20 protein-coding genes are annotated in these 20,136 nt (G+C 46.8%); 10 read left to right on the forward strand and 10 right to left on the reverse strand.

Annotation, left to right across the window (positions count from 1 at the left end):
- Positions 1–7 precede the first annotated feature (7 nt).
- Both NK638_RS05205 and NK638_RS05210 read left to right on the forward strand, forming a co-directional pair.
- On the forward strand, positions 8–511 hold the full coding sequence (locus NK638_RS05205; protein WP_274632190.1) for a hypothetical protein: 504 nt from the start codon (positions 8–10) through the stop codon (positions 509–511).
- 220 nt (positions 512–731) lie between these two features.
- Positions 732–1,508: a hypothetical protein gene (locus NK638_RS05210; RefSeq protein ID WP_274632191.1), complete on the forward strand. Its 777-nt coding sequence runs from the start codon at positions 732–734 to the stop codon at positions 1,506–1,508.
- A 168-nt stretch (positions 1,509–1,676) separates the two neighbouring features.
- Here NK638_RS05210 and hemJ read toward each other — a convergent pair whose 3' ends face one another.
- The 4 genes from hemJ to NK638_RS05230 all read right to left on the reverse strand — a co-directional run bounded on the left by hemJ (position 1,677) and on the right by NK638_RS05230 (position 4,534).
- Complete coding sequence (hemJ, locus tag NK638_RS05215; protein ID WP_075100347.1) at positions 1,677–2,111, reverse strand: protoporphyrinogen oxidase HemJ; 435 nt, start codon at positions 2,109–2,111, stop codon at positions 1,677–1,679.
- Positions 2,112–2,239: 128 nt separating this feature from the next.
- Entirely contained in the window at positions 2,240–3,388 is a 1,149-nt protein-coding gene (gene bioB / locus NK638_RS05220; protein ID WP_274632192.1) for a biotin synthase BioB, read from the reverse strand.
- A 230-nt stretch (positions 3,389–3,618) separates the two neighbouring features.
- Positions 3,619–4,128 (reverse strand): SCP2 sterol-binding domain-containing protein, encoded by a 510-nt coding sequence (locus tag NK638_RS05225; protein ID WP_227697328.1) that lies wholly within the window; start codon positions 4,126–4,128, stop codon positions 3,619–3,621.
- A gap of 148 nt (positions 4,129–4,276) precedes the next feature.
- Positions 4,277–4,534 (reverse strand): hypothetical protein, encoded by a 258-nt coding sequence (locus NK638_RS05230; RefSeq protein WP_274632193.1) that lies wholly within the window; start codon positions 4,532–4,534, stop codon positions 4,277–4,279.
- A 56-nt stretch (positions 4,535–4,590) separates the two neighbouring features.
- Between NK638_RS05230 and NK638_RS05235 the strand changes: the two genes are divergently transcribed.
- Positions 4,591–4,770 carry a hypothetical protein gene (locus NK638_RS05235; RefSeq protein WP_274632194.1) on the forward strand — a complete coding sequence of 60 codons (180 nt, stop codon included), beginning with the start codon at positions 4,591–4,593 and terminating at the stop codon, positions 4,768–4,770.
- A gap of 122 nt (positions 4,771–4,892) precedes the next feature.
- Here the strand turns inward: NK638_RS05235 and NK638_RS05240 are convergent, their stop codons facing one another.
- Together NK638_RS05240 and serB are read right to left on the reverse strand one after the other, a co-directional pair.
- Entirely contained in the window at positions 4,893–5,849 is a 957-nt protein-coding gene (locus NK638_RS05240) for a DUF368 domain-containing protein (protein ID WP_274632195.1), read from the reverse strand.
- Positions 5,850–6,156: 307 nt separating this feature from the next.
- Positions 6,157–7,347, reverse strand: a complete 1,191-nt coding sequence (gene serB / locus NK638_RS05245) for a phosphoserine phosphatase SerB (RefSeq protein ID WP_198335276.1) — start codon at positions 7,345–7,347, stop codon at positions 6,157–6,159.
- A gap of 348 nt (positions 7,348–7,695) precedes the next feature.
- Between serB and NK638_RS05250 the strand changes: the two genes are divergently transcribed.
- The 5 genes from NK638_RS05250 (at position 7,696) to NK638_RS05270 (ending at position 11,556) form a co-directional block, all read left to right on the forward strand.
- Positions 7,696–9,234 carry a hypothetical protein gene (locus tag NK638_RS05250; protein WP_274632196.1) on the forward strand — a complete coding sequence of 513 codons (1,539 nt, stop codon included), beginning with the start codon at positions 7,696–7,698 and terminating at the stop codon, positions 9,232–9,234.
- Positions 9,235–9,432: 198 nt separating this feature from the next.
- Positions 9,433–9,669: a hypothetical protein gene (locus tag NK638_RS05255; RefSeq protein WP_105244160.1), complete on the forward strand. Its 237-nt coding sequence runs from the start codon at positions 9,433–9,435 to the stop codon at positions 9,667–9,669.
- Between the two features lie 268 nt (positions 9,670–9,937).
- Positions 9,938–10,495, forward strand: coding sequence for a YecA/YgfB family protein (locus NK638_RS05260; protein WP_075100354.1), 558 nt, complete (start codon positions 9,938–9,940; stop codon positions 10,493–10,495).
- Between the two features lie 96 nt (positions 10,496–10,591).
- Entirely contained in the window at positions 10,592–11,038 is a 447-nt protein-coding gene (locus NK638_RS05265; RefSeq protein WP_274632197.1) for a YbjQ family protein, read from the forward strand.
- Between the two features lie 44 nt (positions 11,039–11,082).
- Positions 11,083–11,556, forward strand: a complete 474-nt coding sequence (locus NK638_RS05270) for a YbjQ family protein (protein WP_274632198.1) — start codon at positions 11,083–11,085, stop codon at positions 11,554–11,556.
- 136 nt (positions 11,557–11,692) lie between these two features.
- On the opposite strand, the gene NK638_RS05275 is transcribed toward NK638_RS05270, so the two are convergent.
- Genes NK638_RS05275 through NK638_RS05285 form a run of 3 tightly spaced genes read right to left on the reverse strand, consistent with a single transcriptional unit; the run spans position 11,693 to position 13,767 of the window.
- On the reverse strand, positions 11,693–11,869 hold the full coding sequence (locus NK638_RS05275) for a hypothetical protein (RefSeq protein ID WP_274632199.1): 177 nt from the start codon (positions 11,867–11,869) through the stop codon (positions 11,693–11,695).
- A 45-nt stretch (positions 11,870–11,914) separates the two neighbouring features.
- The gene (locus tag NK638_RS05280) at positions 11,915–12,595 is read right to left on the reverse strand and encodes a DUF3226 domain-containing protein (RefSeq protein ID WP_274632200.1); all 681 of its coding nucleotides are present in this window, start codon (positions 12,593–12,595) and stop codon (positions 11,915–11,917) included.
- Positions 12,595–13,767 carry an AAA family ATPase gene (locus NK638_RS05285; RefSeq protein WP_274632201.1) on the reverse strand — a complete coding sequence of 391 codons (1,173 nt, stop codon included), beginning with the start codon at positions 13,765–13,767 and terminating at the stop codon, positions 12,595–12,597. Before NK638_RS05285 ends, NK638_RS05280 begins: the two co-directional genes overlap by 1 nt.
- A gap of 719 nt (positions 13,768–14,486) precedes the next feature.
- Between NK638_RS05285 and NK638_RS05290 the strand changes: the two genes are divergently transcribed.
- Entirely contained in the window at positions 14,487–15,410 is a 924-nt protein-coding gene (locus NK638_RS05290) for a bile acid:sodium symporter family protein (RefSeq protein ID WP_274632202.1), read from the forward strand.
- Positions 15,411–15,586: 176 nt separating this feature from the next.
- Here the strand turns inward: NK638_RS05290 and NK638_RS05295 are convergent, their stop codons facing one another.
- Entirely contained in the window at positions 15,587–16,630 is a 1,044-nt protein-coding gene (locus NK638_RS05295) for a formate/nitrite transporter family protein (RefSeq protein ID WP_274632203.1), read from the reverse strand.
- Positions 16,631–16,932: 302 nt separating this feature from the next.
- On the opposite strand from NK638_RS05295, the gene NK638_RS05300 reads away from it, so the two are divergent.
- Complete coding sequence (locus NK638_RS05300; RefSeq protein WP_274632204.1) at positions 16,933–19,890, forward strand: valine--tRNA ligase; 2,958 nt, start codon at positions 16,933–16,935, stop codon at positions 19,888–19,890.
- The last annotated feature ends 246 nt before the right edge of the window (positions 19,891–20,136 follow it).

The following is a 20,136-nucleotide window of genomic DNA, read 5'->3' on the forward strand; positions in this document are numbered from 1 at the left end:
ACGATACATGCTCAAGCTGACCGATGACGGCGCCAAAATCACCTTACAAAATCAAGCGCCAGTGGCTGACAATGGTATGTTTTGGTTTGGCACCGCCTTGCTCGTGGGTGCCGTGGCGGTCGCGATGGCCATGAGTTTGTTGCCTGAGCGCCTTGCTATTGGTGCGCTGGCTTTGCTCATCGTTGGTAGTTTTATTTTTAATAAAAAACGCCAGCAGCAAAAACAAGCTTTGAGCAAAAATATCAGTAGCGGTGTGCTGTGGGTGCGTAGTGGTGAGCTGGTGCATGACCATCAAGGCAAGCGTCAACACATTACCCTGATCACTAGTGATAATGTCACACTGATGGGTGAGCAGCTACAGATTACGGGTGTCGATGGTAGCTGTAAGTGCCAGATCAGCGGCTTTGAGAGTGTACAAGAGGCCAAAGCCGCCCAAGCGATATTACAAGGCCAGACATTTGGCAAACGCCATGTCAATATTAAGATGAATGACAACCCGCCTCCCTTTTAGTTTTTCTATCTACCTTTTTTAGGACTTATTTCCTTTCTCTAAGCGGTGCTATAGTCAGCTCGAAATAAAATCGATACGCTCATACCAGTTACACGGTATTGTGTTTATAGTGACTGAACTATAGTGCTTGCAGATTTATGCCCAAATGGTTTATAAGTAAGACTGAAAACTGATATTTTGCTTTTTTGTTGTCAATGGTACCTTTGACAAGGAGTCAGTCATGTCGCGTTTGTCATTGTCTATGTCACTGTCTGTATCGTCCTCGATTACAGCTTCGTGTGGCGTGTTATTGCTACTTGTAGGTGGCATGACATCCTCTCATGCCGATAGTATGAGTGCGCTTATCGCGCAAAAATCAGCGCAGTCAGATCTGAGCGCCCGTTATACCCCATCATATTCAGCCGTCCCTTCTGCTAAGATCAGTACGCGCTCTCGTATTCAGCGCGCCGATAGCTATCGCGCTGACACGGCAGTTGCTGCACCAGTGAGGCGCACAGCATATCGCTATCCTGAGCGCGCCTATCAAGCGCCATCTGTGCTGCCAGCGTTTTTGTCTGGTAGCTATGACAATGTCGATAGTGAATATTTACCGATACTGAGTAGCGCAGAGCGCCAAAGCAGTATGGCGGCGCGTGAAGTCATTAGTACAGCGCGTAAAATGGCGCTCAATGAGCGTACAATCATTCAAGGCGGCTGCTGGGATTATTTAGATGCGGTGTTTAAGCGAGCAGGGGTGACGCGCGATACGGTGCACAAAGGCACATACCGCCAAGGGCCTTATGCTCATAGCAGTCAAATAGAAGCAGGTGACTGGCTGTATTATATCAATCACGGCTACAATGGCGTCGAGCATAGCGGCTTGTTTGTCGGCTGGGTCGATGAGCATGCCAAGCAAGCACTGATTCTCAGCTATGCAGGCGAAAACCGCCGAGAGCCTGCGCGTTACCGCGTGTATGATTTGAGCAATGTCTATCAAATCATGCGCCCAAGTGTTTAAGCGTGATAAATAGGTTCAAGATAAAAACACTACAGCGAGACGAAGATGAGTTTTGCACAGCAGCAAGCGGCGTAGGCACAGCAACCTTACATGCTTTACAAAAAACGCCCGTTATCTAAAGAGATGACGGGCGTTTTGGTTTGATCAATCTAGCTCGTGTCGCTGTCTTTAAAACGGTTTGACTACCACCAAAATCACGATAAATATCAAGGCAAAAACAGGTATCTCATTAAACCAGCGCCAAAACTTATGGGTTTTGTAATGTGGGTTGTCGATCAGCTTTTTGCGATAAAAACCGCAAGCACCGTGGTAGGCTGAGAGCAGTACTACCAGCAGTAGCTTGGCATGTAGCCAGCCTTGGGTTTTGTACACCTCCCAGCCCAGTCCTAACATCCATAAGCCAAAAACCCATGTCGCTATCATTGATGGCGTCATGATGCCGCGATACAGCTTGCGCTCCATGATAGCAAAACGCTCGTGGCTGATGCTGTCCTCACTCATCGCATGATAGACGAACAAGCGCGGTAAATAAAATATCGCAGCAAACCAGCAAACCATAGAAATAATATGCGCTGCTTTGATCCAATTAAAATAATCTGCCATTATCCTCTCTCTTACTGTTTGGTCGGGTAGGCTCCATCATGTCGGCAAGCTTAGCACATATTGCTCATTAGTAGCGCAACTACCAACATGACTACCAACGCAGCTATCAATCAATGGCATATAAAGGGCTACTGCGCCAACACGACCTGTGATTGATGACCACTCATCGCATCCAGCACAGGCACCTGCTTTGGCGCACGAGGAGCGGCAAACTGAGCAGTGAGGCCGAGCTCACGCATCAGCCTATTGTCACTCGATTGACTGGCGTTACCTGTGGTCAATAGCTTGTCACCATAAAAAAACGAGTTGGCACCTGCCATAAAGGCCAAAGCTTGCTCGGCATCAGAGAGGCTCTCGCGGCCAGCAGATAAGCGCACGTAGCTGGTCGGACAACAGATACGCGTCACCGCAATGGTACGTATCCACTCCAGCACAGAGAGCTGGCCTTCTGCTAAGACTTTATCACCGATCGGTGTGCCTTGAATGGGCACCAATAGATTGACCGGAATAGATTCAGGCGCTTTGGGCATTTTTAGCAGCTCATGTACCCAGTCGATACGGTCGTCACGGCTCTCGCCCATCCCCACGATATTGCCGCTACAGACATTGATACCAGAGTTACGAACATGAGCGAGAGTGTCTAGGCGCTCGTCATAACTGCGGGTGCTGACCACTTGCTCGTAGTAGCGCCGCGAGGTATCTAGGTTGTGATTGTAATAATCAAGCCCTGCATCAGCCAGCTGCGCGGCCTGCTGGTCATCTAGCATACCTAGGGTCATGCAGGTCTCAAGCCCCAATGCTTTGACTTCTTTGATTAGCTCGACCACATACGGCATGTCTTTGGCGCTTGGGTGTTTCCAAGCTGCACCCATACAAAAGCGCGACGAACCCGTGGCTTTGGCGCGCCTAGCGGCGGCGATGACCTTATCGACTTCGATACGTTTTTCTGCCTGCAGTTTGGTGGTGTCGCGGTGATGGCCTGATTGTGAGCAGTAGCCACAGTCTTCAGGGCAGTTGCCAGTTTTGATAGACAATAAAGTGCTAATCTGTACTTCGTTGGCTGTAAAATGCTGACGATGCACAGTCTGTGCTTGCATCAGCAAGTCCATCAATGGCAAGTCAAACAACCGCACGATATCATCACGGCTATAGCTGCTATGAGAGGTAGGCTGCGCCGTCGCTTCGGTCTTTATGTCGGTCAAAAAGTCAGGCTCCAAGCCGTTGTTTTTTGTGTTTTTCTGGCTGCTGGGCTCTGAGATATTAAGCAATCCTGCCATAAGGTAAATCCTTTTATAATACGATGAAGAGGGTAGGTTGTGATTTTATATGATAAAAAAGGCTACGATATAGTATACCGCAACCTTTTTAGAAAGTCAGAATGCTGCCAAAGCGTACTGATAGTCGATACCATCAAAACACCAATGACAACGACTTGATAAGTCTAGCCTTTATAGAATTATAAAGGAATATAGAGTTATATATAAAGGACACTTTAGCAAATAGGTGATTACTTACCCAGTTTGTGCTTGGCAACGCCGATCCAATGATTGGCAAACTGCTGCGCTTTATAAGCGTAAGGCTTGGCCTTTTGGATATAAGGTTTGTATTCTTCTGGGATGGCGGGCACGATGTGCTTGGCAAGTTTATTGAACCACATCATCAAGCTGTAGTCACCCTCGATACTTAAGTTGCCTTCTTGTACCGCCGTCATAAAGCTTGGCAAATCGCCTTTGGTTAGCAGCTTTACGCCCGTCATCGAGTCTTTAAAAGTAATGGTCAAATCGGCTTCTGTTGCATGGCCACTTTGCTGACTAAACTGACCATTGTCAAAGCGATAATAACGTGCAATACCAGATTCAGTACTGGCAAGCTCAATGGTCACATCACGATCCGCAAGCAGCTTTTGTACGTCTTCATTATCACTATCGGCCAGCATAGAGAGGCGATAGCCAATCACTGCCAGCAATACATCTAACGGGTCAGACTTGATATCTAATACAGGTAGCGTAAACATCATAAAACTCCTAAAGAATAAGACAAAAAATATAGCGTACTTTATATGAATTTTTTCGGCAAATATATAATTAGAGTATAAACCATCAAATACCATCAATTCTTTAGTAGTTAAGTAGAGAGCGTTTAGTATCTTGTAACATTAGCCATCATCAATGAAAACGCGGCTGATAATCGTCGTCATACACTGGCGTATGCTCGATATAGCGCGCGGCTTGCAACTCGCGCTGCTGCTGTACTGACTGACTGACATCATCGTAACGTATGGCTCGATACAGCACCCAGCCTGCCAGCGGCAACCAGCTGATACCCATGGCGATGACATAGCTGTGCCATTCTGATAGAGCTAGCAGGGCCGGGCGACTGACCAATAGGCTTTGGACGGCCTCGACTGCTAGCCAATAGGCCATGCCGCCAAATAGATACCATAGCAGCCAGCGCTGTGATGAAAACTAGCCAATAGGCCATGCCGCCAAATAGATACCATAGCAGCCAGCGCTGTGATGAAAACGCCAACGCCAGCACCAAACCTGCCAGTAGCCCATACGCAAACAGTGCCGTACCACTCAAGCTATCTATACCGATAAAGGAAAAAACAGTCATTAACATCATTCATCTCGCTATTGATAAGGTGAATTTCTTATAACAATGCGACTATTATGAAAGCTTGCTGAGTAAAGCTAAAGAGGGTAGAGGCGACTTTGCGACAACCGTTGACGTTTGGTTTTTTAGAATGCTAAGCGCTAATCACAAAGCCGATAAACGGCCTTAAGCGTGGCGATTACCCCACCACGAGAGCAAGGATACCAATACAGCGCCAAGCAGCATTAGCCCTATCGTAGTCGCCCACTGCGCGCCTGCCGGATACTGCCATGGCATGACGTTATAAATGGCGTCGCTGTCGAGCGTCCCCAACGCATCGACCTTCCACGGCCATACTTTGACCAAGGAGCCGGCGATAAAGCCGGTCAGTAGGGCGAGCGTGGCTTGGTAATAGTGCGCTAGTAACCATTTGAGCGCCCGCGTGAATAACAACAGCCCTGTTGCCATACCAGCGATTACGGTCAAAAGAATGCTAAGGTTCATGGTATCGACCGCTTCTAACACAGCGTCATAAGCACCCAATAACAGCAAAATAAAAGACCCTGATACCCCAGGCAATATCATCGCACAAATAGCCACTGCCCCTGCAAAAAACAAATAAGGCAAGCTTGGCGTGGTGGTCATGATTGGTAGGCTGCTAATCACCACAGCACTGATAATCCCTACCAAAAACAGTAGCATGCGGCCGATATTCCAGCGTTTAATCTCTGTCAGTAATAAAAATACCGTGGCGACGACCAGACCAAAAAAGAACGACCAAATCAGTAGTGGTTGATGGTCTAAGAGATGCTTGATCATACCTGCTAACGTGGCAAAACTACTGGCAATACCCAGCAACAAAAACAACAAAAACGTGGCATCGACTTGTCGCCAGACCGCAAGCAAACCTCGTAAACCGCCCTCTGCGCGAAACACCTGCCACAAGCTGGGGCCAATACTGCCAAGCGCATTGATCAGGCGCTCATAGATACCGGCAATCAAAGCAATAGTGCCGCCAGAGACGCCAGGGACAATATCAGCGGCACCCATCGCCATGCCCTTGATATAAGTGGCTGCTAGCGATTTTGGTTGGTTATCCGCTGCTGACGACTCGCTTGGCCGCGGTGATTGAGGTGCCGTCATGAGTACATCCTTTATACAAAAATACGTGATGGGGTAAAATATCGAGTGAAACAAAGCTAATAAAGAAAAAATGCAACGAGATAAACATAAAAGCTAGGTCGATGACAAGGTATCAACCTAGCTTTTTGAGCGTATAGCTACTCTACTTTAGAACAGGCACAGCACGACTGGTGTTTATGTTCCTTACGTGCTGTGCCTACGCCGATAGATGCTGCACACAATAAATACCAGTAGCACGTGGCACCCAGTGGTACATAGTATCTTGCCGGCCAGTATTATAGGGGACTGGCTATAGTGTGTTTTGCCGTTACTTGGTCGGGGCGAGCGCTGGATAACCCAAGGCATAAAGCGCGCCCTCAAGTCCTGTGACATTGATGGCAGCGTCGGCACGCGCTTGAACGATGGGTTTAGCGCGGTAAGCGACACCCAAATCAGCAATGGCCATCATCGGTAAGTCATTAGCACCGTCACCGACACAGACTACTTGTGACATATCAATGCCTAAGCGCTCGGCAGTCTGCTCGGCGATGGCGGCTTTTTTGGCACCATTGACGATAGGCAGCTGCACATGACCGGTCACTTCACCTTCATCGATATCTAAGGCGTTGGCGTGTACTTCATCGATACCTAACTGCTCGGCGATATAGTTGGCAAAATAGGTAAAGCCCCCTGATACCAGTACCGTATGATAGCCCAGTGCTTTGAGCGCACTGATCGTGGTGCGCGCGCCTGTCGATAAGGTCAAACGGCGGCAGATATCATCAAGGACATCGGTTGAGATGCCTTTGAGTAGCGCCACGCGCTGGGCAAAAGACTCATCAAAATCGATCTCTCCGCGCATTGCCGCCTCGGTGATTGCTTCGACTTTTTCGCCGATACCAGCGGTTTTGGCCAGCTCGACGATGACTTCTTGTTCGATCAACGTCGAGTCCATATCAAAGCAGGCAAGCTTATGCGTACGCAGCATATGACCGATGGACAGGATATGACAATCGACCACATCTAGCTGCTCGCCGCTGTCTGTACGGCTTGTATTGTTATAGGCTTTGGTCAAGTCGTGACGTAAGCGGGTGGTAAGCTGATCGTCGATGATGTGGGCGGCTGCCGTCTTTTTGGCAGGGTGCATCAAGGTGTCGGTCACAGGCACCAACAAATAGCGATAGACCTGCACGGGGGTAAATGGCAAGCGCTGCGCATCACCTGCTGTAGGCTCGGTATCAGACACCGTGATATTGACAAAGCTGGCATCGGCGTCTTCTGCTACGGTGACCAAATGCCAGTTGGGCTGCTCATCGACCCAAGACTGTACATACTGATGAATGTCCAGCGCTGATACGTGAGTTGGCAGGACGACGATAAGGGCAAAAACAGGAAGGGACTGCAATGCGTCAAAATCTTGCAAATTCGTATTGTTGGGTAGTAGCGATGCAACAGAATCCACGGCTTGTTGCCATGCTTTGCTGTCTTTTGGTAACGAATAAGAGGTATTTTTTGGCATGACTCAATTGTCCCTTGTATGCTCATATAAGATTAGGAATAATAACAGTTTTACAGGTCAGCGCCTATAGATGGCGTGCAAAGTATTATGGTCTGCAAAAAACGGCTGCGTTGCCACATAAATTTCTAAAACTGCTAACGCTATAAGGCTTATTATGGTGCTATAGTAGCTATGATAAGCGCGCCCGCTTGGTCTGTATGATAAGAGCGATAGCGTTATGTAAGCACAGCTGTGTGTAAGTATGATAGCAAGCACAATAGACAAGACCGACGATTTTTCAAAATTAGCCAAAAAATGAGCGACAGTCTCGTTTTTTAATTTCATTTATCCAAAAAAGTTTACCATATCATGACGTATTTAGCGCCGCGGCAAGGGTTGTTTGCCATTATTCTTCTGGTTAGTTTTTGTTTGCAGACACTGCTATTGGTCATCAGTACTGATCAGCAGTTGAGCAAAAGTCGTGCGTTAAAAGGCGAACAGATGGTCGCACAACTGATAGATGAAGCGAGGCTGTCGCTAGAAAACAAAGACCGTGTCAGCCTCAGTGTCATCGCCAATCGTTACACCAGTGAGCAGGACGTGACGCGTATTTTGATCAAAGACAACAACGATGATATTTTGGTACCAGTGGGCAACGCACCGATGCAGCAGGGCGATACCATCCGTCAAATCGCTACCAAAGGCGATGCGGTCATCGGTAGTGTGGCGCTGACGCTAAAAGATATCAGCAAGGGCGAGATTATCGCCATGCAGTGGCCGTTTGTCATTGGCATGCTGCTCCTGCATCTATTGCTATGGCTGATTTATGGTTATCTTGCGCGCCCGACCAAAGAGCAAATCAACGCCATCAGCCGTGATGTCTCAGAGCTACATCGCGAGCAGTTTAGACAGCTCGATCAGCGAGGCTCTGAGCGCGATTATGATCGTAGCAGCTATGAGGACGACCGCCGCGCCGCAGACGTTGAGGTGACACAGAGCACAGTTGACAATACAACCACCGCCGATGCCAGCGCTGCGGTACGTAAGCTAAACATTCATGGCGCAGTCAATAGCTATATCAGAGGGCAGCAAGGCGCAACGTCTGCAGATGCTGATACTCGGACTGATACCGAGCATGACTCGGATATAAGTACGGATATAAGTGCGGGTATAAAGGACGATGTTGATGCGACGTCCAAAGCAGAGTCAGCCCATCATACAGAGAATAAACCATCAGAAACAAGCCATAACCAAAGCATAGGCAAAGCGGCTCATGGCAGCGCGGGCCTATCAGCCACGCGTACGTTTGATAGTGTCAGAGTACAAATCGTCTTTCATGATGAGTTTAATATGCTTGAGCGTCTAGCGCCCGCCCAGCGCCTACCATATCTGGCACTATGCACACAGCTGCTCAACCAAGCGACGACTGAGCTACTAAAACAGCCGCTACTGCTCGGTGTCAGCGTGATAAATGAGCCAAGTTTTGATGATAAAGGAGCCAGTGTGCTGCTCAAAGCCGACAACAGCCATGCCAAAGTGGCGCTGGCAGGCGTGATGCTGGGCAAGCTGTATTTGATGCTAAACAAAATCATCCATGATAAGCATATCGAGCTGTCGCGTTTTGCACTGCCTGCCAAAGCAGGCGTCAGTGATGATGCACAAAGTGAAGCCATGATGCATCTGCTGCATGGTATCGGCAAAAAAGAGCAAATGCTGATCTTATTGCCCAATGCAGGTCTCAAACAAATCAGCAACCATGTACAGGTACAGAGCATCATGCGCCCAACGACCGTCTATGAGCGTGAGTGTGCGATATTTGAGGGGGGCAATGATGCGATGATTCAGCGGTTGGCGGATGTGCGTAATGCGGTATTGATGGTCGACAATCAAGAGGCTTCTTATTCATAATTGCTCATCAAGAGCGCTGTCTTGTACCGATGTAGTCTGTACAATTGCCTACAATACCGCTTGGCAAAGAGATTTGGCTGGGACTGGGAAATATGCCATATTGACAAAAAGGATTGACAACTCTCAACAGAGACTTTATAAGGCATATATATATTGATGTATTTTTTATACCTTTGCTAAAACTGATAGGAGTTTGTCATGAGTGATGCTGATATTGACGACGATTTTGATGATGACTTTGTCGATGATGATGACGCAAAGATAGTAGAAGAGGCTGAGACAAGTGTGCGCACACGCTTAAGTAGCCTCGAAAAGCGTCGATTGATCGATAACTTGCTCGAAGAAAAGCGTTTGGCAAGAGAGCTAAAAGACGATCTCGATGATCTCGACGATTTCGATGAAGACGACGATGATTGGGACGACGACGATATCTGAGCGGCTACGTCATAGTGCCGGCATTTTTTTTCTGTCAGCAGCATTCGTCTGTCGCTCTAGTGCCGTATGTTTGTCAACTAAAGCCTTTTAATGACCGCTCTACAGCAGCGCTTCATCTTTCTATCGAGATTTGGCGTTGCCTGCTTTTATTTTTTATCATGACGGTTTGGATACGTAACTTTTAACAGTCGCTTTCTTCTCCCCTCCATCATCATGCCTATCTTCGATCGTTTTGCGATTGATACCCCTCATTTAAGGACTTTTACTCATGAGTGATCCATTAAGCTTTGACGAACTACTAGACTACTTAGACACCCAAGAAAACCCCTACGTCCTCGATAGTGTCGCCGCCCATGGTTTTTTGACCGCCACCGTTATCGGTCGCCCGCTGCCTAATTGGTTGGATGCGTTTTTTGAAGGTCATGTGAGCGAGATTCCAGAAAACGTCGTCGATGGTATCAAACGCTGGCGTGCCGCTATCATGGCTGAGCTAAAAAACGAGACACCCATCGAGCTGCCTTTCAACGAAGACGCTGGTGATGAGGAAGTGGCGGTAGATTTCTCCGATGAGTCAGACATCGTCGCTTGGTCGATTGGTTTTGTCGATGCGATGTATGGCGAGGAAGCCAGTGATTGGTTTGAAGATGAAGAAACCAGCGAGGATGTGGCGGTATTGACGCTACCGATGATTGTGCTCAGTGGTATCGATGATGAAGATCCTGAGCTGGCTGCCATGCGCCGTGATGAAGACAAGCTGGCACAGATGGCCAATAGTATCGAAGGCAATCTGACCGAGCTGTTTTTGTTGTTTCATACCAACGACTGATACCGTACCTAGAACGTCCCACGCGTCAGTTCTTTTAAGTAGCAACTGTTTTAACAGACAGCTGCCGCTGTTATTTTGTATGCATAAGGTAATATCATGGCTTTGCAACTCTCCAATCTTGAGCATCTACCAGGGTATCAGATCACTGAGCGTTTGGATGTGGTCTATGGCAGTACGGTACGCTCAAAACACGTCGGCAAAGATTTGTTTGCTGGGCTAAAAAACATCGTCGGTGGCGAGCTAACTGCCTATACCGAGCTGTTAGAAGAATCGCGCCAAGAGGCAATCGATCGTATGGTGGTCAAGGCCGAAGCACTGGGCGCAGATGCGGTGGTGGGCTTGCGCTTTTCGACCTCTAGTATCGCTCAAGGGGCCTCCGAACTGTTTGTCTATGGTACGGCGGTCAAGGCCGTACCGATGCCGGATCCAGCGCCTCAGCCGCCCCATCGTCACGATGATTCATCACGCCCGCCGCAAGCCGCGACCACCCAGCCAAGCGCAGTGCCAGCTGATGACTTACCACGTTTCAACCCTTTTGGTTAACCACCTAAAAAGCCTATCCGCTTTTTTATAAGAAGAGACGTGTCATGAACCAGTCATTTACCCAAATGCTTATCAACTATGCGCCGCTCCTTGTATTGTTTGTGGTGGGGTGGTTTTTTGGCACCCGTCATGAGCGTCAGCATCTAGCGCAGCTACGCCAAGCTGAGCAAACGCTGGGTCATATCGTGGTCTCAAGCGAGCGGTTTTATCGTCCCAAACTGGCGGCGGACACGCAAGGTGAGCTGGTGCTCGGTAGCGTCGTGATTGCGCAGGATTATTTTAAAATGATCGTCGCGCGGGCGCTGAGCATCTTTGGCAAAAACCTAACCACTTATGAGACACTGCTGGATCGCGCGCGCCGTGAGGCCATCGTACGTATGCGCACTCAAGCACATGCCAAAGGCTACAATCACATCTATGGTTTACGCCTTGAGGTGACCAATGTCAACCAGCTCGGTAGCATGGTGGAGGCCATTGCTTATGGCACTGCTGTCATGAGTAACGATCATATTGATTAAAAGTATAATCCAATGATCGCTTTTTTATTAACAGTATTGATCAAGATTATCTTACTGTATGTTTTTGTCAAAACAGTCATTGGCTGAGTGAAGCGGATGACAGAGAACGTCTTGCTGATCAGATCGGGGTTAGCCTTTAATTGTCTAACTCAGGTGGTAGTGATTCCAGCGGTGGTAGTGACTCTGTTGGCAGTGGTAGCGATTCTGGCAGTATCGCTGATTGACACTGACCAACCGCCTTACTGTATAGGCTGCCGTGACGCTCAGTGCCAGCACTGATTGTCGATTTATTGCTTTTTGTCGTAAGCGGCATGATATCTGCGCTTTGACTTTTTCAAAGTTGAGGCTTTAGATGATACTAACTAAATGTTTTAACAATCCATGCTTTAAAATTTTGATAGCTCGAAGAATTTCTATCTAGTAAATTAGATTCTGATTTTAAGCAGCGACTCAAATCCATACATGGCTTTTTTTGGATAGCAAGCCAAGTATAGACTTTTGCTTTAGCAATTGTAGTAGATTTAAAATGCGTATTATCAAATCTCTCAATAAAGAGTTCTGCTTTATCAAAATGACTCATACTTTTATCTTTAATTGAATTTATAATCCAGTGCTCTAGATAGCCTTCATTATCATTATCAGGCATAAGCCAAACACCAATTGGGTGGTCAAACTCATCACTCATAAAAAAGATACCTTGATTATCTATACTTTTCATATCTCGATTAAAATCATACTGATTAAGTACATTTGATAGTTGTACTAACGTAAGATCTTTGATGGAAAGCTTACTATCGTGTCTAAAGTCCATATCTACCACAGTGCCGATACGCTCATATCTACCATCATTGAGCTGTGGTATGAGTGTGTTTAGAGCCTTAATGACTCCCTGCTTTGTTGTATAATTGACATTATTATCTACTTCAGGTGCAGTAGCCACATGTACATCAAGATCAATATCTAGATTTTCACAGCGTAAAAACTCTTTGATAAAATGTTTGTCCGCATTACCCTCAACTATTAATAGATTCTTAGACACTAACGCACCTCGATTTTATCTTTAGTTAAGCTATATAGCTCATCTTCATCAAACTCTGTAGCAAGGACTTTTCCTTTATCCGATTTTCGGACACTTCGTCCCATACGCAACAATATACCATCTAAATCTTCACGTTCTTTGGCAACTTGAGCAAAACTCTCAATGCAATCCCAGCTATGAGTAGTAGCAAATACTTGAATATTATAGCGTTTTGCGATTTCAAAAATTAAATTCCATACATCCTTTTGCACGCTATAGTGTAGACCGTTCTCAAACTCGTCAATTAATAAAACGCCATCGCTTGCTGAAAAAATCTTCAAAATTATCTGTAGTAAGCGTAATACGCCATCACCCATGCTATGTAAAGGTATTCTACCTTCTACATTTTTCAATTTAATATAAGGCACACGTACATCGTTGTTAAAGCGTCTACCGAGCGTCCCAGTGTATTTATGAGAATACTCATCACTTAGAAATGCCAAGTTTTGAATGTCGGGCTCAATAATACTTAATGCTTCGACTACATAAGATTCGTTTTCAGTAAATACTAATGTGTCCCATGCTTTCGCCAAATCATTGATGTTTGTAAGTTGTGAACTAACGAAGCTAAAAGGTAAGGTTTTTTCTAAATTATTAATACTTCTAAAATTCAAACTTTCATCATTTTCTAAGTCAATAATTTTTACCTTCTGCCCTTTAGTTTTTATCTGTAACCCAGAATGAATGTCGTTAATAGACTCAATAGAATCTATGTCTTCTTTTGAAATAATTTTATATTCTACTTTCTTAGATAGTGACTCTTCTATCTCTTGCGTAATTTCCGAATCTCTATAAAAGATATGGTGAATTTCAACAGATATATCTTCATTTCCAATAAATAAGAAAGAATCATCAGAATCTGGATATTTTCTACCAAAGAAAAAATTTTCAAAAGCTATTCGGGACTCGCGCCGAATATCGTCAACTGCAATAAGTTTTATATCATCTCGATTATGTGCAAGAGTACGGATAGAACTTGGGTGAAATCCACTTGCTAGTAAATTTATAGCTTCAAGTACGGTGCTTTTACCAGAATTATTTTTACCCACTATCAAGTTCACATGACCAAGCTTTTTGACTTCGATGTCTTCAAGCAGGCGAAAATTTTGAATTTTAAGCGAGTTAAGATGCATGTTATCACCAATTTTTGGAGTTGGTTTGATATTAGGCTAATGTCTTTAGCATATACATTGTAGAGGTAAATTAGTGAATTGGCTATTCTAAAGCGAGATGAGACAAAAAAGAATCCGCTATATTGGTGGCGCATTCACACGTTAGTTTTTTAAATATCAAACTAAAATGTAAGGTTTTTGAGTAAGGCGACGAAGACCATACCGCCGATCGCGCTCAAGCGAAAACCAAAAGCTACACTCATATTTATGGTGTACGTCTAGAAGTCACTAACATCAACCAATTGGGCAGTATGGTAGAAGCCATTGCTTATGGCACGGCGGTCATCAGTACTGATCACACACCTATCGTTTCTGCTACACACACATCGCCTGTACGTGTACCTTCTGCACTTCCTAGCATCTCTTAATACCTCGTAGCACTGCTATTTAGATTCTCCTCTGTGGTTGTCGCAGCACAAAACCCAACGCTGACTGACCAGTAGTCAGAAAAATCAAATACATACACTTTTACAACGATATACTGACTTTCAATGTTTCGACATTTTTTGGGTGTATGTCAGTAGTGATGATTCCAAAAAGTGTTGTGTACAAAGTGTCGTATAAAAACGCTGACAATGTCGGTGGCTTTTACCCAAGATATCAGCAGGATTGGCTGATTGAGCATCATAACGTTGTCATAAACCTGCCCGTGTAAGGGTTATATCTACAAGGATGTAGTTATGGACGGTCTGGAAATTGTCACCTTAGTCAACTCAGTTATCATCCCCATTTGTTTGTTTTTGATTATGATGGGTATGGGTCTCACTCTCGTCGCCAATGACTTTAAACGCGTTTTAATATACCCTAAGGCAGTTGGTATCGGCTTGACCAATCAGCTGTTGTTATTACCGCTCATCGGCTTTGCATTGGCCAATATTATGCCTCTAGAGCCTGAATACGCCGTCGGTGTCATGCTGCTGGTGCTGTGCCCAGGAGGCACCACTTCCAATTTATTTACCTATCTGGCCAAAGGCGATGTGGCGTTGTCAGTGACGATGACAGCGATTGCCAGTGTCATCACAGTCTTTAGCATTCCTGTGGTGCTGAGCTTTTCGCTGATTTATTTTATGGGTGCTGGTAGTGCGTTTGAGTTACCTGTCCTAAAAACCGTGCTGACGTTGGTGGTGTTGACCATCGTGCCTATCAGCCTCGGTATGCTGATCAAACGCTATGCGCCGCGTATCGCTGATAACTCTCAGGTCTATGTGTCGAGATTTGGGGTGATATTCTTGATGTTTTTGGTGGTGTTTTTAAGCTATGTCCAGCGTGATATCCTCGTCGAGGCGCTACTCGCGACAGGCCCGGTATCGTTGCTGCTTAACCTCTCGACCATGGCGCTTGGCTACTATAGCAGTAAATGGTTCGGCCTAAATTTGGCGCAAAGAACGTCGGTAACCTTAGAAGTCGGCCTACAAAACAGCACGTTATCTATCTTTATGGCATTGACCCTATTGGCCAATTATAAAATGTCGATGACGCCTGCGATTTATACCCTCATCATGTTTTTGACTGCTGGTATCTTGGTCAGAGTGTTTGGCGCCAAATATCGTCAAGTAAAGCGCTCAGAGGTGGAGATGAGCGTCTTAGCTGCTCGCCGCTTATAACTGGCTACTCAAAGCGATCCGAGTCGCCCTGTGTCGCCTTGTATTGGTTTTATAGGGTGTTGACCAGCGCTAAGGCCACGCGCATCGATACTTATAAGTAATCTATTTTAAAATAGGGACAGCGCTACGAGTGTTTAGCTTTCTTTGCGCGCTGTGCCGATGTTATATCGGACTGACTATATTTTGTCGTCGGTCTGCTCTTTGACACGCTCCACTTCAAATAAAAAAGCGCGGTTTTTTAGTATCGCGACAAAGACCACGCCGCCCACCGTATTGCCAGCCAGCACCACTATCAAAAACAGCAAATAGCGCCACAGACTGACGGTATTGCCATATAGCAGGGCGGAGAAAATCTCGATGTTGCCGACGATGCTATGATGTAGTCCCAAAAAACCAATACTACCGGTGATTAGCGTTACCAAGACGATACGGCTAATGGTATCGCGCGCTGAGGTCACAAGCCATGCCGCGATGCCCATCATCCAGCCTGCCAGTACGGCACTGCCAAAGATGACCCACCATCTAAACCCCAAAATATGCTCAGCATAAGCATCGATATCACTGGCGCCAAACAGCTGCATATTCAGGCCAAGGCCAATCATCAAGGTGGCAAACAGGCAGCCGCCGACGATATTGCCTGCGATAACGATGCCCCATAGCCTTAGCAGCTTTTGCAAGGGTTCGATTTTGTTTAAGACAGGCAGGCTTAGGAGGGAGGTCTGCTCGGTAAATAATAGCGACTGGCCGATGACAACGATGATAAAGCCCACCGGATACAGCAAGGAGGCGAGGACGAGGGCATACTCGCTAGGTATGACGGCGCTCAGTAGCGCAAAGGCTGATAAAATCATAAAAAAGCTGATGCCAATCTCAAACCCTGCGGTAAAGGCGCTGGTAAATAATGAGCCCAAAGAGCGCTCAAAGGTTTCTTTGGCATGTATCACTTGCTCCACCAAGATACTGGCATAGCTTTTTGCTTGGCTTAGATTGTCATCGCCTGCGACTTTTTTGATGGTTTCTTTGTCTTCATCGCTGATTTCTTTGGGTAGGTCTTCATCCTTTAGGGTCTTAGTTGCTTGTACCTCGCTGTCGTCTGGCGGGTAGTGGTCTGCGGCGTCATGGTCTGGCGTATCGTCAGGGCGCGCGATATCCTCTGCGGTAGGCTTATTGCGTGATGGCTCGGCTTGGTAGGTGTTGTTATGCTCGGTATCTTTGGGCACAGTAAACTCGCTGGTTATGGGACAATGATGGGGCGCTACCAACTGGCAGAAGGTCTCGGCCAATATATGGACAGACGTTATATGTTATAGCATGACTATAACGTATTATATTTGCCAGAGGGGAATTGCTGTTCGTTAATTGTTTAATGGATGCGCTTCACAGCCGAAAAGCCGATAAATTGCCTTAGCATCTAACAAAATCTGGCCATCTGCGTTAAAATCACTCTATCAATCCCATCGCTTACGTTTCATGTTATTTGTTTGACCGAATTCATTCATTATTAATAAAAGATTATTCTATTATGAGCAATCCTGAGAATCATACCAACAGCACGACCAACTTGACCGAGTCTATTCAAGCTGCCTTGAGCCAATTAGAAAACGCTTACAACCCAAAGGATGTCGAAGCGGGCATGTATCAAGGCTGGGAGGAGAGTGGTTATTTTGCCCCGACTTTTGATAAGGATGAGTCGTTTTCTATCGCCTTGCCGCCGCCGAACGTCACAGGCTCGCTGCACATGGGGCACGGCTTTAACAATGCCATCATGGATGCACTGACCCGCTATCACCGTATGGACGGCGACAATACGCTTTGGCAACCGGGTACCGATCACGCTGGTATCGCAACCCAGATGGTCGTTGAGCGCCGCCTAGAGGCGCAAGGCATCCGCCGCCGTGATATGACACGCGAAGACTTTATCGATAAAGTGTGGGAGTGGAAAGAAGAGTCGGGCGGCAACATCACCCGTCAGATTCGCCGTCTTGGTAGCTCGGTGGATTGGTCGCGTGAGCGCTTTACCATGGATGATGGCTTATCCAATGCGGTCAAAGAAGTGTTTGTGCGTCTGTTTGATGAAGGTCTTATTTACCGTGGTAAGCGTTTGGTCAACTGGGACCCTAAGTTCCAAACCGCACTGTCTGATTTAGAAGTAGAAAACGTCGATGAAAAAGGCAGCTTGTGGCATTTCCGCTACTATTTCACCGATACAGACATCACCACCCAAGATGGCAAAAACTATCTGGTGGTCGCCACCACCCGTCCTGAGACACTATTGGGTGATACTGCTGTGGCCGTCAACCCAAGCGATGAGCGCTATGCGCATTTGATCGGCAAGACCATTACTTTGCCAATCACAGGCCGCGTGGTGCCGATCGTGGCCGATGATTATGTCGAAAGCGACTTTGGTACAGGCTGTGTCAAGATTACCCCCGCCCATGACTTTAATGATTATGAGCTGGGCCGTCGTCACAGCTTGCCACTGATTAACATCTTAGATGAGCGTGCCAATATTTTGCCTGAGATGCAGGTCTATGCTGATCTGCAAACGCGTGAGCCTGCGCTTGAGACCACGCCGAGCGAATACGCTGGGCTTGAGCGTTTTGCGGCGCGCAAACAACTGGTCGAGCAAGCAAGTAGCGAAGGCTGGCTAGAAGACATCGAAGACTACGCGCTAAAAGCGCCGCGTGCCGAGCGCGGTGGTACCATCGTCGAGCCATGGCTGACTGATCAGTGGTATGTCGCTGTCAATAAGCTGGCAGGACCAGCGATCGATGCGGTCGAAGACGGTCGTATTGAGTTTGTCCCTGCGCAGTACAAAAACATGTATATGGCATGGATGACTGACCTGCAGGACTGGTGTATCAGCCGTCAGCTGTGGTGGGGTCACCGCATCCCAGCGTGGTACGACGATGCGGCAGGTGAGGTGTATGTCGCACGGAGTGAGGCGGAGGTTCGCACTAAGTACAATTTAGGCGATGATGTGGTATTGCGCCAAGATGATGATGTACTTGATACGTGGTTTAGCTCAGGGCTATGGACCTTTAGTACGCTAGATTGGGCAGACCCTAAGGCCGATCCGCGCGTGCTGCAGACTTTTCACCCGACCAGCGTGTTAGTCACTGGTTTTGACATTATTTTCTTCTGGGTAGCGCGCATGATCATGATGACCATGCATTTTGTCAAAAACGAAGATGGTACGCCGCAAGTGCCGTTTAAGACCGTCTATGTCCATGGCCTAGTACGGGATGGCAATGGTCAAAAGATGTCTAAGTCGAAAGGTAACGTCTTAGATCCGATTGATTTGATTGACGGTATCGATCTAGAAGCGCTGGTCGAAAAACGCACCAGCAATATGATGAACCCCAAAGACGCGGCGAAGATTGAAAAACAAACGCGTAAAGAGTTCCCAGAGGGTATCCCAGCCTACGGTACCGATGCGCTACGCTTTACCTTCACCTCTCTTGCCAGTACTGGCCGCGACATCAACTTTGATCTCAAGCGCGTTGAGGGCTATCGTAACTTCTGTAATAAAATCTGGAACGCCAGCCGCTTTGTACTGATGAACTGTATCGATAATGACGGTAACGCCAAACCTATCGACCAAGCGGCCAACGTAGATGTTTGGGAATTGCCAGAGAAATGGATCATGAGCCGTCTCAACTCGACGATTAGCAATATCCATCAGCACTTTGCCCAGTATCGCCTCGATATGGTCAGCCATGACATTTATGAGTTTATCTGGAACGAATACTGTGACTGGTATGTCGAGCTTGCCAAAGCCAGCCTCAATGACGACTCGGTGACAGACGAGCGTAAAGCGCAAATCCGCTACGTGTTGCTGCATGTGATCGAGACGGCGCTGCGCTTTAGCCATCCGATCATGCCGTATCTGACCGAAGAGATTTGGCAGACTGTCGCGCCACTGCTGAGCCGTAAAGATACCGACAGCATCGTCGTCGCTGATTATCCTCAAGCTGATAATGCGCAGATCAGTGAGCAGGTGGAGGCGGACATGGCATGGCTACAAGAGCTGATCGCCAGTATCCGCAATATCCGCGGTGAGATGAAGCTGGGTAACGCCGTACGCCTACCAGTATTGCTACAAAATATCTCAGATGAGGAAGAAGCGCGGCTATCACGTATCAAAAACCAGTTTAAAGCACTGGCCAAAGTCGAGAGCTTAGAGATCGTCAAAGAAGGCGATGAAGTGCCTCTATCGTCATCAAGCATGGTCGGCCAGCTACGCGTACTGGTACCGATGAAAGGACTGATCGATCCAACGGCTGAGCTGGTACGTCTGGACAAAGCGCATGAGAAGCTACAAAAGCAAGCCGACGGTATCGCGCGTAAGCTGAGTAATGAAGGCTTTGTGAGTAAAGCGCCAGCGCAAGTGGTTGATGCTGAAAAAGCGAAACTGGCTGAGCTAGAAGGGCAGCTTAAAACGATGACAGCGCAGATGGAGCAGTTAAAAGCGTTGTAATTAGCATAGAAATATCTGCATAAGTAGAAAACGCCGTTACGATTGTGATGGCGTTTTTTTATTGGCTACTGGTCAGTTCTCTGAATAGCTCTTAATTCTGCCATATAACTGAATATTTGTGTGCTATGATCTTATTTAGTTAAACATTATATTTTGGCGGTTTATAGTTAGCTGAATGTAAAACTGTTATGAATTTAAACGCGCTACTGGTATAAATTTTACTTGCGTGCTGCGTTCCCAGAGGCT

The sequence above is a fragment of the Psychrobacter sp. A3 genome, assembly GCF_028823565.1.
Taxonomy (GTDB): domain Bacteria; phylum Pseudomonadota; class Gammaproteobacteria; order Pseudomonadales; family Moraxellaceae; genus Psychrobacter; species Psychrobacter celer.